A 15014-nucleotide genomic window follows, 5' to 3' on the forward strand; every position below is an offset into this window, starting at 1 on the left:
GTCTCCGATGTGCTCAGTCGTGGTCGTCTTGGCCGCTCGCGCGGCGGAAGGGGCCGTGTTCGGCAAGATATTCGCCCGTCGCCTCGACGTCACGGCGCTCGCGCTCGAGATAGTCGGCGACGGCGCGCCGCAGGCCGGGATGGGTGATGTGGTGGGCCGAATGGGTGATGACGGGCAGGTAGCCGCGCGCCAGCTTGTGCTCGCCCTGCGCGCCGGCCTCCACGCGCGCCAGCCCCTTCTCGATCGCGAAATCGATGGCCTGGTGGTAGCAGACCTCGAAATGCAGGAAGGGATGGTCCTCGATGCAGCCCCAGTGCCGGCCGAAGAGCGTGTCGCCGCCGATGAAGTTGATCGCGCCGGCGATGTAGCGGCCGTTGCGTCTTGCCATCACCAGCAGGATGTCGTCCGCCATGCGCTCGCCGATCAGGCTGTAGAAGCGGCGGTTGAGATAGGGCCGGCCCCATTTGCGGCTGCCGGTGTCCATGTAGAAGGTGAAGAACTGGTCCCAGATCTTTTCGGTCAGGTCCCCGCCGGTCAGCCAGTCGATTTCGATGTCGTGCTCGAGCGCCGTGCGGCGCTCCTTCTTCAGCGCCTTGCGCTTGCGGGAGGCGAGCGTTTCCAGGAAATCCGCATGCGAGCCGTAGCCCGCGTTGAGGAAATGGAACTGCTGGTCCGTGCGGTGCAGGTAGCCCGCGGCCTCGAAGACCGGCATTTCCGCTTCCGGCACGAAGGTGACATGCGCCGAGGAGACGCCGTGGCGTTTCGACAGTTCCTTCAGCCCCTCGGCCAGCGCGGCCTGTGTCGCGACGACCGGCTGGTCCGGCCGGTGGAGGAGGCGCGGGCCCGTGGCGGGGGTAAAGGGAATGGAGGCCTGCAGCTTGGGATAATAGCGTCCGCCGGCACGCTCGAAGGCGTCGGCCCAGCCGTGGTCGAAGACATATTCGCCCTGGCTGTGGTTCTTCAGATAGACGGGCAGGGCGCCGAGAAGGGCGCCGTCGTCGCCCTCCAGCAGGAGATGCTGGCCGAGCCAGCCGGTCTCGGCGACGGCGCAGCCTGATTCTTCCAGCGCGGAGAGGAAGGCGTGGCTGACAAAGGGATTGTACGGCACCAGCGCGTCGTCCCTGGAGGCGCCGGAAAGACGCCCCCAGTCGCCCGCCGGAATATCGGCGAAGCTGGTTTCGACACGGATGCGTACCGTCCCGGCCATGTTATGCCGTCAGCGGCTCGCGCGGATCGAAGCCCTCGAAGGTCATCTGGTCCGCGTTGAGCGCCGTGATCGTGCGCGCCTCGTCGTCGCGCACGGTCCAGGTGATGACCTGCCGGCCGAGGTCGCGCTGCCGGCTGACGAAGGCGTTCGGCAGGTGGCCGTAATAGTAGGAGATGAAGTCGAGTCCGAGCTGCATCGCCTCCTCGTGCACGGCAAAATTCTCCGGCCGCGCACCTTCCGCCGTCAGGCCGACGGGGCGGCTGGTGCCGATCGCCTTGAGGTCTTCCAGGAGCCAGTGGTCGAAGCTCATCAGCGCGACGGGGCCGTCATAGTCCTCGATCGCGTCGAGCACGGCCATGGCGAAGCCGTCGTCGTCGCCCTTGCGCCCCTTCAGCTCCAGGACGAGCGGCACGCGGCCCTTCACGAGGTCGAGGAGCTGGCGCAGCGTCGGCACGCCGTCCTCCGTGCCGCCGACCTTCAGCAGGCCGAGTTCGGCGGCGGTGCGCTGGCGCACGTCCCCCTCGATGCCGCAGAGCCGCTTCAGGTCGTCGTCATGGAAGACGACGGGAATGGCATCGGCGGCATAGTGCAGGTCGCATTCGATGGCAAAGCCGGCATCGGCCGCGCGGGCGAAGGCGGAGAGCGTGTTCTCCCAGACCTTGCGGTTGAGATCGTGATAGCCGCGATGGGCGATCGGCCGCTCGGTCAGCCAGGGGAATTTCTGCATCAGGCGATTTCCATGATGGCGTCGATCTCGACGGCCGCATTCAGGGGAAGCGCGGCCATGCCGACGGCGGCGCGGGCATGCTTGCCGGCATCGCCGAGGGCCGCGACGAGGAAGTTCGACGCGCCGTTGATGACGAGGTGCTGCTCGACGAAATCCGGCGCGGAGGCGACGAAGCCGTTGATCTTGATGATGCGCTTGATGCGCGAGAGGTCGCCGAGGGCGGCCTTGGCCTGGGCGAGAAGGCCGAGCGCGCACAGTTCCGCCGCCTTCTGGCCGTCGGGCACGTCGACATTCCTGCCAAGATGGCCGGTGACGGCGAGCTTGCCGTCCAGCATCGGCAGCTGGCCGGAAATGTGGAGCACGTTGCCGCTGATGACGAAGGGCACGTAGTTGGCGGCCGGCGCTGCGGCCACGGGAATGTCGTAGCCCAGTTCCTTGACGCGGTTTTCGATTTCAGCGGACATTCCGGTCTCCGTTTCTTGTCGCCGGTCCATAGATAGGAGCGGCGAGGGGCGGCTGTGAGGGGCATTGCGGCGCGGATCGTCGCAACGGTGGAAATGAAGTTGGCAAGACGTGGATATTGCCTCGCTTTTGCCGGAAGAGTTCATATAACATCACGACCGACTTCAACAGGAGGAAACGGATGTTTCGTTCAGCCTTTGTCGCGGCCCTGACGGCCGGGGCATGCTTCGCCGGCAGCGGCGTTCCGAGCGCCTTTGCCACGCCGGCGACCGGGCTTGCGCCGCACCGCGCCGTCTACGACCTCAAGCTGAAGGACGCGACCGAGCGCTCCGGCATCGCCGGCATGTACGGCCGCATGGTCTACGAGTTCAACGGCAGCCCGTGCGATGGCTATACGGTGAGCTTCCGTTTCGTCACGCAGGTCAATACCGGCGAGGAAACGCGCCTCACCGACCAGCAGACGACCACCTACGAGGACCTGAAGAACGGCAGCTTCCGCTTCCTCACCCGCTCCTTCACCGACGAGAAGCTGGACAAGGAGGTGCGCGGCACGGCGCGCGAGGACAAGGAAGGCGTCAGCGTCGATCTCACCGCGCCGGACACGAAGCAGGTGGAGCTCGCCGCAAGCCGCTTCCCGACCGAGCACATGCTCGACGTCATCGAACACGCCAGGAAGGGCGAGCGCTTCTTCGAGGCGCGCCTTTTCGACGGCTCGGACGCCGGCGACAAGACGCTGATGACGACCGCCGTCGTCGGCAAGAAGGAAATGCCCAAAGCCGGCGATCCGGACGCCGACAAGGCCGGCAGCTTCTCCAAGGAGGCGTTCTGGCCGGTGTCGATCGCCTACTACAACGATACGAGCGAAGGCGACGCGCTGCCGGTCTACCGCATGTCCTTCAAGCTCTACGAGAACGGAATCACCCGTGACCTCACCATGGACTACGGCGAGTTCGTGCTGAGCGGGAAGCTTGCCAAGCTTGAGATGTTCAAGCCGCAGGAATGCAAATAGGCGACGGGCAAAGGACGTCCGCACAACCTCTCCTCCGTCATGGTCGGGCTTGACCCGACCATCCACGCCGCGGGCGCCAGGTGGATCCTCGGGTCGAGCCCGAGGATGACGACAGTGGGTGGGGCGGCGTTCGTTGTCGATGTGGCCTCTTTGGAGACACAGAAGGGGCGCCGACCGCCGTGCAAATGCCAAGGGTAATGTCCTGCATACCGACTTTTTTACCCCGCTGCCCTTGATTTGCCGGGAAACTGCGGTTAAGGGGCAGCCATTCCACACGTGAGGCATGGGATTGTCCGGGAGAAATCCGGGCGGTTCCGCCGGTGGCGTTTCCGAAGGAAGCGCTGATCGCCTTGCGGAGGTTCAACCGGAAAAGGATGACAAGGCATGGCATTGCCCGATTTCTCTATGCGCCAGCTCCTGGAAGCCGGCGTTCACTTCGGCCACCAGACCCACCGCTGGAACCCGAAGATGAAGCCGTATATCTTCGGCGACCGCAACAACGTCCACATCATCGACCTGGCACAGACCGTTCCGCTGCTGTCGCGCGCCCTTCAGGTCGTGTCCGACACGGTTGCCGGTGGCGGCCGCGTGCTCTTCGTCGGCACCAAGCGCCAGGCGTCCGACATCATTGCCGATGCCGCAAAGCGTTCGGCCCAGTACTACGTCAACGCCCGCTGGCTCGGCGGCATGCTGACGAACTGGAAGACCATTTCCAACTCGATCCAGCGCCTGCGCAAGCTCGACGAGATCCTGTCCTCGGAAGGCTCCGGCTACTCCAAGAAGGAGCGTCTCAACCTCGAGCGCGAACGCGAGAAGCTTGAAAAGGCCCTCGGCGGTATCCGCGACATGGGCGGCACGCCGGACCTGATGTTCATCATCGACACCAACAAGGAATCGATCGCGATCCAGGAAGCCAAGCGTCTCGGCATCCCGGTCGTCGCCATCATCGATTCGAACTGCGACCCGGACCCGATCGACTTCCCGATCCCCGGCAACGACGACGCCTCGCGCGCCATCGCCCTCTACTGCGACCTGATCGCGCGTGCCGCCATCGACGGCATCGCCCGCCAGCAGGGCGCATCGGGCCGTGACCTCGGCGCGTCCGCCGAGGTTCCGGTCGAGCCGGCTCTCGAAGCCGAAGCGTAAGGCCAAGGTCGGAGCGAGGCTTTCGTTCCTGCTTTCTTGAGATAACCGAGGCCAGAGAGACGATCCCTGGCCTCGGCTTGTTTGAAGACCCTGTCTGCCCGCGACCCCGGGGTCGTGGTTGAGGCGGCGGGTCGGCGGTGATCTTCATCACCCTGTCACACTTCCGGGTACATTCGTTCCCAAAACCTTGAGTTCGCCGAGGTTTTCCGGCGACACGCAACAAGAACCGACAAGAGGCTCACAATGGCTGAAATCACCGCTGCACTGGTGAAGGAACTGCGCGAAAAGTCCGGCGCAGGCATGATGGACTGCAAGAAGGCGCTGGCTGAAAACAACGGCGACATCGAAGCGGCAATCGACTGGCTGCGCGCCAAGGGCATCGCCAAGGCCGACAAGAAGTCGGGCCGCACCGCAGCCGAAGGCCTGATCGGCATCGCCAGCGCCGGCACGAAGGCCGTCGTCGTCGAGATCAACTCCGAAACCGACTTCGTTGCCCGCAACGATGCCTTCCAGACCATGGTTCGCGGCGTTGCCGACGTGGCGCTGACCACCGACGGCACCGTCGAGGCCGTTGGTGCCGCCACCTATCCGGCAACCGGCAAGTCGGTCACCGACACGATCAAGGACGCCGTCGCCACCATCGGCGAGAACATGAACCTGCGCCGCTCGGTCCTGCTGTCGGTCGAGGACGGCGTCGTCGCGACCTACATCCACAACGCCGCCGCCGACCGTCTCGGCAAGCTCGGCGTGCTCGTCGCGCTGAAGTCGACCGGCGACAAGGAAGCCTTGAACGCCATCGGCCGCCAGGTCGCCATGCACGTCGCCGCGACGGCTCCGCTCGCCATCCGCGCCGAGGAAGTCGATGCTGCCGTCGCCGAGCGCGAGCGCAACGTCTTCATCGAGCAGTCCCGCGCCTCCGGCAAGCCGGAAAACATCATCGAGAAGATGGTGGAAGGCCGCATGCGCAAGTTCTTCGAGGAAGTCGCCCTTCTGTCGCAGGCCTTCGTCATGAACCCCGACCTCACGGTCGGCGCTGCCGTCAAGGAAGCTGAAAAGACCGTCGGCGCGCCGATCGAAGTCGTCGGCATGGCCCGCCTCCTGCTCGGCGAAGGCGTCGAGAAGGAAGAGTCCGACTTCGCCGCCGAAGTCGCAGCCGTCGCCAAGGGCTGATTTTCACATTCCCGCATGGGAAAAGAATGACCCGCCCGGGAAAAGAAGGGGGCGCCGCGTGACAACGCGGCGCCCTTCGTGTATCCGGCTTGCCGAAATGCCTGCCCCGAAATTCTCAAGCGGCGATGGCTGCCCTCAAGCGGGACCGCCCTCGGTTCTGCCCGGCTGCCGGTTCGGGAGAGCAGGTGCACGAGTTCAGGAGCGACCATGACGGCCAAGCCAATCTACAAACGTGTTCTGTTGAAAGCCTCCGGCGAGGCGCTGATGGGCTCGCAGGGTTTCGGCATCGATGTGGCGGTCGCCGATCGCATCGCCTCCGACATCGCCGAAGCCCGGGCGCTCGGCGTGGAGGTCGGCGTCGTCGTCGGTGGCGGCAACATCTTCCGCGGCGTGGCGGTTGCCTCCAAGGGCGGCGATCGCGTCACCGGCGACCACATGGGCATGCTGGCGACGGTCATCAACGCGCTGGCGCTCGCGACGTCGCTGCGCAAGCTCGACATCGACACGGTCGTCCTGTCGGCGATCGCCATGCCGGAGATCTGCGAGAGCTTTTCGCAGCGCGCGACGCTCTACCATCTTTCGCTCGGCCGCGTGGTGATCTTCGCCGGCGGCACGGGCAACCCGTTCTTCACCACCGATTCCGCCGCCGCGCTGCGCGCCGCCGAAATGGGCGCCGAAGCGATCTTCAAGGGCACGCAGGTCGACGGCATCTATTCGGCCGACCCGAAGAAGGACCCGGCCGCCACGCGCTTCGACCGCCTGACGCACAGCGAGGTCCTTGAAAGGGGCCTTGCCGTCATGGATGTCGCAGCCGTCGCGCTGGCGCGCGAGAACCACATCCCGATCATCGTCTTCTCCATCCACGAAAAGGGCGGTTTTGCTGAAATATTGACCGGGGGCGGGCGCGGGACCATCGTAACCGACAACTGATTCTTGAGGCGCGCACGCGAGGCGCGTGCAGCCGCTCTATGAAAACGGGAGTATCCGATGAGTGAAGGTATTGACCTGAAGGAACTGAAGCGTCGCATGGATGGCGCGATTTCGGCTTTCAAGAACGACATCGCGTCGCTGCGCACCGGCCGTGCCTCGGCCAACGTGCTCGATCCGGTGCAGGTCGAGGCCTATGGTTCGCGCGTGCCGCTGAACCAGGTCGCCAACATCTCCGTTCCCGAGCCCCGCATGCTGTCGGTCTCCGTCTGGGACAAGGGCATGGTCGGCGCCGTCGAACGCGGCATCCGCGAATCGAATCTCGGCCTGAACCCGATCATCGACGGCCAGAATCTCCGCATTCCGCTGCCCGAGCTCAACGAGGAGCGCCGCAAGTCGCTCGTCAAGGTCGCGCATGACTATGCCGAAAAGGCCAAGGTCGCGATCCGCCATGTGCGCCGCGACGGCATGGACGACCTCAAGAAAGCCGAAAAGGATGGCGATATCGGGCAGGATCTCTCCCGCAGCCAGTCCGAAAAGGTGCAGAAGATGACCGACGAGACGATTTTGGAGGTCGATCGCTTGCTTGCCGAGAAGGAAAAGGAAATCATGCAGGTCTAGGGCTTCTGCCGCCTGCCTCCGTTCCTCCTTTCCGGATCGTTCATGAACCAGCTCTCGCCCAGCACCGCACCGGCACACGTCGCCATCATCATGGATGGCAACGGACGCTGGGCGAATGCCCGCGGCCTGCCGCGCGCCATGGGGCACCGCAAGGGTGTCGAAGCGGTGCGCGAGGCCGTGCGCACGGCCGCCGAATGCGGCGTGCGATACCTCACGCTCTTCGCCTTCTCCTCGGAGAACTGGAGCCGGCCGGAGAGCGAGATCAGCGACCTGATGGGCCTGCTCAAGACCTTCATCCGGCGTGACCTCGCGGTGCTGCACCGGGAGAACGTGCGCATCCGCGTCATCGGCGACAAGGCGAACCTTTCCAGCGACATCCTGCCGCTCCTGCTGGAGGCCGAGGACACGACCCGCGCCAATACCGGCATCACGCTGGTCATCGCCTTCAACTACGGTTCGCGCGACGAGATCGCCCGCGCCGTGCGCCGGCTCGCGGCCGAGGTCGCCGCCGGCCGCCTCGATCCCGCCGAGATCGGCCCGGAGCGCATCGGCGCCTCGCTCGACACGTCCGGCATTCCCGACCCCGACCTCATCATCCGCACCAGCGGCGAGGAGCGGCTCTCCAACTTCCTGCTCTGGCAGGCGGCCTATGCGGAGCTGATGTTCATTCCCGAGTTCTGGCCCGATTTTTCGCGCGACACCTTTGTCGCCGCGCTGTCGCGCTATGCCATGCGCGAGCGCCGCTTCGGCGGCCTGCAGGCGGCAAAGACGCTTGCGGTGGGTTCGTGATGCACAGCGAACTGCGCCTGCGCATCCTCTCCGGCATCGTGCTCGCCGTCGTCGTGCTTCTCGCGACCTGGCTCGGTGGCCTTGCCTTCCGCCTGCTCGCCTCGGCCATAGCGCTGCTCGTCTACTACGAGTGGTCGACGATCATCCGCCTGCCGGAAACGGACTTCCGCGCCAATGCCTTCGGCTGGCTGTCGGTCGTGCTCGTCGCGGCGCTTGTGCTCTTCGGCTTCGACGAGCTCGCGCTGCCCGCGCTGATCGGCGCCACCCTGATCGGCATCGCCTATGCCTTTGCCCTGAAGGGCAGCGGCTGGCTTGCCGGCGGCATCGTCTATTCCGGCCTTACGGCGATCTCGCTCGCCGCCATCCGCGGCGACACCGCCCACGGCTTTGCCGCCATGCTGTTCATCTTTGCCGTCGTCTGGGCGACGGACATCCTTGCCTATTTCGTCGGCCGGGCGGTCGGCGGGCCGAAGCTCGCCCCGCCCATCTCGCCGGGAAAGACCTGGTCGGGGGCGATCGGCGGCGCCATTTCCGCGGTTGTCGCCGGCACGCTCGTGCACATGATCTTCTTCCCGCTGAACGGCCTGTGGGTGCCGGCGATCGCGCTGGTGCTCTCGGTGTTCAGCCAGATCGGCGACCTTTTCGAATCCTTCATCAAGCGCCGTTTCGGCGTCAAGGATTCCAGCCGCCTCATTCCGGGACATGGCGGCGTCATGGACCGGGTGGACGGCCTTGTTTTTGCCTGCTTCGCCGCGTTCCTCATTGCGCTTGGCGACGCGATCGTTTCGGGCACCGTCAACACGCCGGCCGGCGTGTTCCTTTTCGGCCCGTAGCGGCGACACATTGGGGATTGGGTTCATGGACATGCTGGCTGGCTCCGTTGGATTCGTGACGGGCTACATCCTTCCCTTCCTGGTCGTGCTGACGCTCATCGTCTTCGTGCACGAGATGGGCCATTACCTTGCCGGCCGCTGGTCCGGCATCGGCGTCACGGCCTTCTCCGTCGGCTTCGGCCCGGAACTCTTCGGCTTCACCGACCGCCACGGCACGCGCTGGAAACTCTCCGCCATCCCGCTCGGCGGCTATGTGAAATTCCTCGGCGACGACGACCCGGCCTCCATACCGGACTACGATACCGTCGCCTCGCTGCCGGAGGATGTGCGCAAGCGCACCTTCCTCGGCGCCGCCCTTTGGAAACGGGCGGTCACGGTCGCCGCCGGCCCCATCGCCAATTTCGTGCTCGCCATCGCCATCTTCGCCGTGATGTTCTCCATCTACGGCCGCCAGATCGCCGACCCGATCGTCGCGGAAGTGCGCCCGGACAGCGCCGCCGAAGAGGCGGGCGTGCGGCCGGGCGACCTCCTCGTCGCGCTCGACGGCAATCCGGTCGCGACCTTCGACGACGTGCGCCGCTATGTCAGCGTGCGCCCGGAGCTGACGATCACGGTGACGGTGCGCCGCGACGGCCAGGACCTCGACCTGCCCATGGTGCCCAAGCGCACCGAGATCACCGACCAGTTCGGCAACAAGATCGAGCTCGGCCTGATCGGCATCGTGACCAACCAGGAAAGCGGCAATTTCCGCGTCGTGGAATACGGCCCGGTCGAGGCAGTGGGGCAGGGCGTGCTGCAGAGCTGGCATATCGTGACGGGGACGTTCGACTATCTGTCCAACCTCGTGATGGGACGCATGAAGGCCGATCAGCTCGGCGGGCCGATCCGCGTCGCGCAGGCCTCCGGCCAGATGGCGACGCTCGGTGTTGCCGCCCTGCTGCAGCTTGCCGCTGTTCTGTCTGTTTCCATTGGACTTTTGAACCTGATGCCGGTTCCGGTACTTGATGGCGGCCATTTGATGTTCTATGCGGTGGAAGCTATCCGGGGCAGGCCTGTCGGGCCCGGGGCGCAGGAGATCGCATTCCGCATCGGCATGGCGCTGGTGCTCATGCTGATGGTTTTCGCGACCTGGAACGACATTTCCATGCTCCTCGGCTGAGGTTTGCCGCATTGCCGGCAGGGAATCGAAAAAGGGGGCCGCTTACGCTGAGGCAGTCGCGCTAACGCTCTGTTTACCGTAATGAAACGGATGTAGTGGCCTTCGGGCCACGGTTGGAATTGAAGTAAACAGAAATTAACGCGTACGCTTGCTTGTATGGCAAAAGCGGTTAAAACGGCAAACGTGACCGGAGTCGGGCGCGCGCCTGCCGGGACGTTGAAACGAAGGTAAGTAGTGAAGATGAAAGCTGGTTCAAACTTTTTGAACGCCGTGTCGGCCGTTGCATTGTCGGCCAGTATGGTTGTCACGGGCGGCTCTTTTGCCACGCTTGTCTCCGCCACCGTCGCGGAAGCGGCCGTGATCCGCAGCGTCCAGGTGCGTGGTGCCAGCCGTGTGAGCGCCGATACGGTCAAGGCGAACATCACCATTGTACCCGGCAAGAACTTCTCCAACGCCGACATCGACGCTTCCGTGCGCCGCCTGTTCGCGACCGGCTATTTCTCCGATGTGAGAATCGCCGTCTCCGGCAGCACGCTCGTCGTCACGGTCGATGAAAACCAGCTGATCAACCAGGTCGTCATCAACGGCAACCGCAAGATCAAGGACGAGAAGCTCACGCCCGTCCTGCGCTCGCAGTCGCTCGGCCCGTACAGCGAAACCGCCATCGAAGCCGACAAGCAGGCCATCCGCGACGCCTATGCCTCGATCGGCCGCTCCGACGCCACCGTCACGACGCAGGTCTATCCGCTCGGCAATGGCCGCGTGAACGTCGCCTTCATCGTCGACGAGGGCGACCGCACGAAGATCTCGCAGATCAATTTCGTCGGCAACCAGGCCTACAGCAACAGCCGCCTGCAGGCCGTCATCGTCACCAAGAAGTCGAACTTCCTGTCGTTCCTGACCCGCAAGGACGTCTACAGCGAAGACAAGCTGCGTGCCGACGAAGAGGCGCTGCGCCAGTTCTACTTCAACAACGGTTATGCCGACTTCCGCGTCGTCTCGTCGGAAGCCGTCCTCGACGAAGCCTCCAACGAATATGTCGTGACCTTCACGGTCGAGGAAGGCCAGCGCTACGACTTCGGCCCCGTGAGCGTCGAATCGACGGTCGAGGGCATCGACGGCGAGGAGCTGCAGGGCCTCATCGAATCGCGCCCGGGCAAGGTCTACCGCGCCCGCGACGTGCAGGACACGATGTCCGAGATTTCCAAGCGCGTCGCGGCCAACGGCTATCCGTTCGCCCGCGTGACGCCGCGCGGCAACCGCGATCTGGGCAATGGCACGATCGCCGTCGACTATCTCGTCGACCAGGGCGAGCGCGCCTATGTCGAGCGCATCGAGATCCGCGGCAATACCCGCACGCGCGACTACGTCATCCGCCGCGAGTTCGACATCGGCGAAGGCGACGCCTTCAACCAGGAAGTCATCACGCGCGCCAAGCGTCGCCTGGAGGCGCTCGGCTACTTCTCGACCGTCAACATCTCCACGGCGCCGGGCAGCCAGCCCGACCGCGTCGTCCTGGTCGTCGACGTCCAGGACCAGTCGACCGGTTCGTTCGGTATCGGCGCCGGTTACGAGACGGGCGACAAGGGCGGCTTCAAGCTGGAAGCCTCGATCGAGGAGAAGAACTTCCTCGGCCGCGGCCAGTACATCCGCGTTGCTGCCGGTGGCGGCGAGAACTCGCGCGACTACAACCTGTCGTTCACCGAGCCCTACTTCCTCGGCTACCGCCTTGCGGCCGGCTTCGACGTGTTCAAGAACGAAGACGACAGCGAAGACTACTACAGCGTCGATACGCAGGGCTTCACGCTGCGCGTGACGGCTCCGATCACCGAAGACCTGTCGACGTCGCTGCGTTACAACTACACCAAGCTCGACTATAATTCCGGCGACCTGAGCGAGCTGTCTTCGCCTTACCAGCATGTCGTCGTCAACGGCCCGTGGGTTCGGTCCTCGATCTCGCACAGCCTGACCTACGACACGATCGACGACAGGACCTTGCCGCGCGACGGCATCTTCGCCCAGATCACGCAGGAATTTGCCGGCCTCGGCGGCGATTCGGATTTCTACAAGATCTCGGGCAAGGCCCGGTACTTCCATATGCTCATGGAGGATGCGGACGTCATCGGCTCGATCGCCGTCAGCGGTGGCCACATGTGGGGCCGCAACGACGTGAAGGTCTACGACCAGTTCACGCTGTCGGCAAACGACCTGCGCGGCTTCGAATCGGGCGGCATCGGCCCGCGCGCGACGTCGACGGGCGATGCGCTCGGCGGCACGACCTACTTCACGGCCTCCGCGGAAGCGTCCTTCCCGCTGCCGTTCATCGCGCGTGACTCCGGCTTCCGCGGTGCGGTCTTCGTCGATGCCGGCACGCTTTACGGCAACGACGTCAAGACCGTTGCGGCCGACAGGGTTCGTGGCGAGGACATGAGCCTGCGCGCCTCGGTCGGTGCCTCCATCATCTGGGCATCGCCGTTCGGTCCGCTGCGTGTCGACTATGCTGTTCCGGTCAAGAAGGAATCCTTCGACGAGGTCCAGCGCTTCAAGTTCGGCATCGCAACCCAGTTCTGAGATAGGCAGTCCAGAACTGCGAGAAGACGGGCGTTCTGGAGTCATGCCTATGGAGCATAACTGGTTTTTTCCGCCCCATGACGGCGTTCGCCTGGGAGACCTGGCGGCAAGGCTTGGGGCGGAACTTGCCGACGCCGCGCATGCCGACCGCATCGTGCGCAGCGTCTCGCCCGTGAGCCGGGCGAAGGACGGCGACCTCTGTTACATCCTCTCCCGCAAGTTTCGCGCCGAGCTTGAGACCAGCGAGGCGACTGCCATCCTGTGCGATCGCGCTCTGGCCCCGCTCATTCCGTCGAAGATCGCGGTTCTGCTTTCGACCCGCCCGCACACGGCCTTTGCCCGCGCCGGGGAAATCCTGTATCCCGCCGCCATGCGGCCGGAAGCGATGACCTCGGCGCCCGCCGGCGTCGCCCAGGGCGCCTATGTCGATCCGCAGGCGCGCCTCGAGGACAATGTGTCCGTCGAACCCATGGCGGTGATCGGCAGGGGCGCGGAGATCGGCGAGGGCAGCCGCATCGGCCCGGGCGCGATCGTCGGCGCGGGCGTGCGCATCGGCCGCGACTGCACGATCGCCGCGGGCGTCACGATCCAGTGCGCGCTGATCGGCAACAATGTCATCATCCACCCCGGCGCGCGCATCGGCCAGGACGGCTTCGGCTATGCGCCCGGTCTCAGGCCCGGCATGATCAAGATCGTCCAGATCGGCCGCGTGATCATCCAGGACCATGTGGAGATCGGCGCGAACACGACGATCGACCGGGGCACGATGGACGACACCGTCATCGGCGAGGGCACCAAGATCGACAATCAGGTCCAGGTCGGCCACAACGTGCGCATCGGCCGCCATTGCGGCATCGTCAGCGGCGTCGGCATCGCCGGCAGCACGCGCATCGGCGATGGCGTGATGATCGGCGGCGCGGCCGGCATCAACGGTCATATCACCATTGGAGACGGCGCGCAGATTGCCGCCATGAGCGGTGTCGTCGCCGATATTCCACCGGGCGAGAAATATGGCGGCATTCCCGCCCGCCCGATGCGCGATTTCCTGCGCGACATGGCGGAGATCGCCATGCGTTCCAGCACTCGAGTCCAGAAGAAGGGGGGCAACGATGAGTGAAGAGACCAAGGCGACGCTCGGCGTGGCTGATCTGCGTGAGATCCTGACGTTGCTTCCTCATCGCTATCCGTTCCTGCTCGTCGACAAGATCGTCGACATCGACGGCGACGATTCGGCCATCGGCATCAAGAACGTCACGGTCAACGAGCCGCAGTTCATGGGCCATTTTCCCGATCACCCGATCATGCCGGGCGTGCTGCTCATCGAAGGCATGGCGCAGACGGCCGGCGCGATCTGTGCCCGCAAGACGCGCGCGGGCACCAATCTCGTCTACTTCATGACGATCGACAATGCGCGCTTCCGCAAGCCGGTCGTGCCCGGCGACCGCGTCGAATTCCACGTCGCCAAGCAGAAGCAGCGCGGCAATATCTGGAAGTTTCACTGCGACGCAAAAGTTGATGGGCAACTCGTCGCGGAAGCTGATATCGGCGCGATGATCGTCAAGAAGGAAGACGCCTGATCATGATTGCCGCCAGCGCGAAGATCCACCCGCTCTCCGTCATCGAGGACGGGGCGGTCATCGGTGAGAACGTCGTCGTAGGCCCCTTCTGCCATGTCGGGCCCAAGGTCGTTCTCGGCGATGGCGTGGAGCTTCTGACGCATGTGGTGGTCACGGGCCGCACGGATATCGGCCGCGGCACGCGCATCTTCGCCAATGCCGTCATCGGCGGCGATCCGCAGAGCGTGCATCACGACGGCGCCGAGACGACGCTTTCCGTCGGCGAGATGTGCGTCATCCGCGAAGGCGTGACGATGAACACCGGCACGACCGAAGGCGGCGGCAAGACCGTCGTCGGCAGCAACAACCTGTTCCTCGCCAATTCGCATGTCGCGCATGACTGCCAGCTCGGCAGCCACATCATCCTGTCGAACAATGTCATGCTCGCCGGCCATGTGACCGTCGAGGACCGGGTGATCCTCGGCGGCGGCTCGGCAGTGCATCAGTTCACCCGCATCGGCCGTCAGGCCTTCATCGGCGGCCTTTCGGCGGTCGCCTATGACGTCATCCCCTATGGCATGCTGAACGGCAATCCGGGCATCCTCGGCGGCCTCAACGTCGTGGGCATGAGCCGGGCGGGCATGGAGAAGGCGGCGATCCACGAGGTCCGCCGCGCCTTCAAGCAGATTTTCGAAGGCGAGGGCTCGATCCGCGCCAATGCGGCCGCGATCCGCGCGGATTATGCGAACAGCGTGCCCGTCATGCACATCCTCGATTTCATCGCCGCCGAAAGCGACCGCGCGCTCTCCTCGCCGAACCGCGGCAAGGCCTGAGCGG

The 15014-nt window shown here is 64.9% G+C and carries 15 protein-coding genes; 12 read left to right on the top strand and 3 right to left on the bottom strand.

What is annotated here, in order from left to right:
* Positions 1 to 13: 13 nt before the first annotated feature.
* The 3 genes from AABF56_RS06990 to AABF56_RS07000 are packed head-to-tail and all read right to left on the bottom strand — an operon-like array spanning position 14 to position 2398.
* Positions 14 to 1207: a GNAT family N-acetyltransferase gene (locus tag AABF56_RS06990; protein WP_272805395.1), complete on the bottom strand. Its 1194-nt coding sequence runs from the start codon at positions 1205 to 1207 to the stop codon at positions 14 to 16.
* A 1-nt stretch (position 1208) separates the two neighbouring features.
* Positions 1209 to 1934 carry a glycerophosphodiester phosphodiesterase gene (locus AABF56_RS06995; protein WP_244765570.1) on the bottom strand — a complete coding sequence of 242 codons (726 nt, stop codon included), beginning with the start codon at positions 1932 to 1934 and terminating at the stop codon, positions 1209 to 1211.
* Positions 1934 to 2398, bottom strand: coding sequence for a RidA family protein (locus AABF56_RS07000; protein WP_272805396.1), 465 nt, complete (start codon positions 2396 to 2398; stop codon positions 1934 to 1936). The genes AABF56_RS06995 and AABF56_RS07000 overlap by 1 nt, the downstream gene beginning before the upstream one ends.
* A 179-nt stretch (positions 2399 to 2577) precedes the next feature.
* Here AABF56_RS07000 and AABF56_RS07005 point away from each other — a divergent pair, with 179 nt between their 5' ends.
* From AABF56_RS07005 to lpxA, 12 genes are all read left to right on the top strand, one after another.
* Positions 2578 to 3405 (top strand): cell envelope integrity EipB family protein, encoded by an 828-nt coding sequence (locus AABF56_RS07005; RefSeq protein WP_064330155.1) that lies wholly within the window; start codon positions 2578 to 2580, stop codon positions 3403 to 3405.
* 384 nt (positions 3406 to 3789) lie between these two features.
* A complete protein-coding gene (gene rpsB, locus AABF56_RS07010; protein WP_064330154.1) occupies positions 3790 to 4551 on the top strand; it encodes a 30S ribosomal protein S2 in 762 nt (253 codons plus the stop codon).
* A 243-nt stretch (positions 4552 to 4794) separates the two neighbouring features.
* On the top strand, positions 4795 to 5721 hold the full coding sequence (gene tsf, locus AABF56_RS07015) for a translation elongation factor Ts (protein ID WP_244765568.1): 927 nt from the start codon (positions 4795 to 4797) through the stop codon (positions 5719 to 5721).
* A 207-nt stretch (positions 5722 to 5928) separates the two neighbouring features.
* Positions 5929 to 6651 (top strand): UMP kinase, encoded by a 723-nt coding sequence (pyrH, locus tag AABF56_RS07020; protein WP_244765567.1) that lies wholly within the window; start codon positions 5929 to 5931, stop codon positions 6649 to 6651.
* Between the two features lie 57 nt (positions 6652 to 6708).
* A complete protein-coding gene (frr, locus tag AABF56_RS07025; protein WP_244765566.1) occupies positions 6709 to 7269 on the top strand; it encodes a ribosome recycling factor in 561 nt (186 codons plus the stop codon).
* 42 nt (positions 7270 to 7311) lie between these two features.
* Positions 7312 to 8058 (top strand): isoprenyl transferase, encoded by a 747-nt coding sequence (locus AABF56_RS07030; RefSeq protein WP_244765565.1) that lies wholly within the window; start codon positions 7312 to 7314, stop codon positions 8056 to 8058.
* A complete protein-coding gene (locus tag AABF56_RS07035; RefSeq protein ID WP_244765564.1) occupies positions 8058 to 8891 on the top strand; it encodes a phosphatidate cytidylyltransferase in 834 nt (277 codons plus the stop codon). The genes AABF56_RS07030 and AABF56_RS07035 overlap by 1 nt, the downstream gene beginning before the upstream one ends.
* A 31-nt stretch (positions 8892 to 8922) precedes the next feature.
* Complete coding sequence (rseP, locus tag AABF56_RS07040) at positions 8923 to 10050, top strand: RIP metalloprotease RseP (RefSeq protein ID WP_432348302.1); 1128 nt, start codon at positions 8923 to 8925, stop codon at positions 10048 to 10050.
* A gap of 240 nt (positions 10051 to 10290) precedes the next feature.
* Positions 10291 to 12621 carry an outer membrane protein assembly factor BamA gene (gene bamA / locus AABF56_RS07045; protein ID WP_272805398.1) on the top strand — a complete coding sequence of 777 codons (2331 nt, stop codon included), beginning with the start codon at positions 10291 to 10293 and terminating at the stop codon, positions 12619 to 12621.
* Positions 12622 to 12670: 49 nt separating this feature from the next.
* Complete coding sequence (gene lpxD / locus AABF56_RS07050) at positions 12671 to 13738, top strand: UDP-3-O-(3-hydroxymyristoyl)glucosamine N-acyltransferase (RefSeq protein ID WP_272807455.1); 1068 nt, start codon at positions 12671 to 12673, stop codon at positions 13736 to 13738.
* On the top strand, positions 13731 to 14198 hold the full coding sequence (gene fabZ, locus AABF56_RS07055; protein ID WP_244765561.1) for a 3-hydroxyacyl-ACP dehydratase FabZ: 468 nt from the start codon (positions 13731 to 13733) through the stop codon (positions 14196 to 14198). Before lpxD ends, fabZ begins: the two co-directional genes overlap by 8 nt.
* A complete protein-coding gene (gene lpxA, locus AABF56_RS07060; protein ID WP_272807456.1) occupies positions 14195 to 15010 on the top strand; it encodes an acyl-ACP--UDP-N-acetylglucosamine O-acyltransferase in 816 nt (271 codons plus the stop codon). Before fabZ ends, lpxA begins: the two co-directional genes overlap by 4 nt.
* Positions 15011 to 15014: the final 4 nt, after the last annotated feature.

Origin of the sequence: Shinella sp. WSC3-e (assembly GCF_945994535.1) — a bacterium.
Classification (GTDB): Bacteria; Pseudomonadota; Alphaproteobacteria; order Rhizobiales; family Rhizobiaceae; genus Shinella; species Shinella yambaruensis.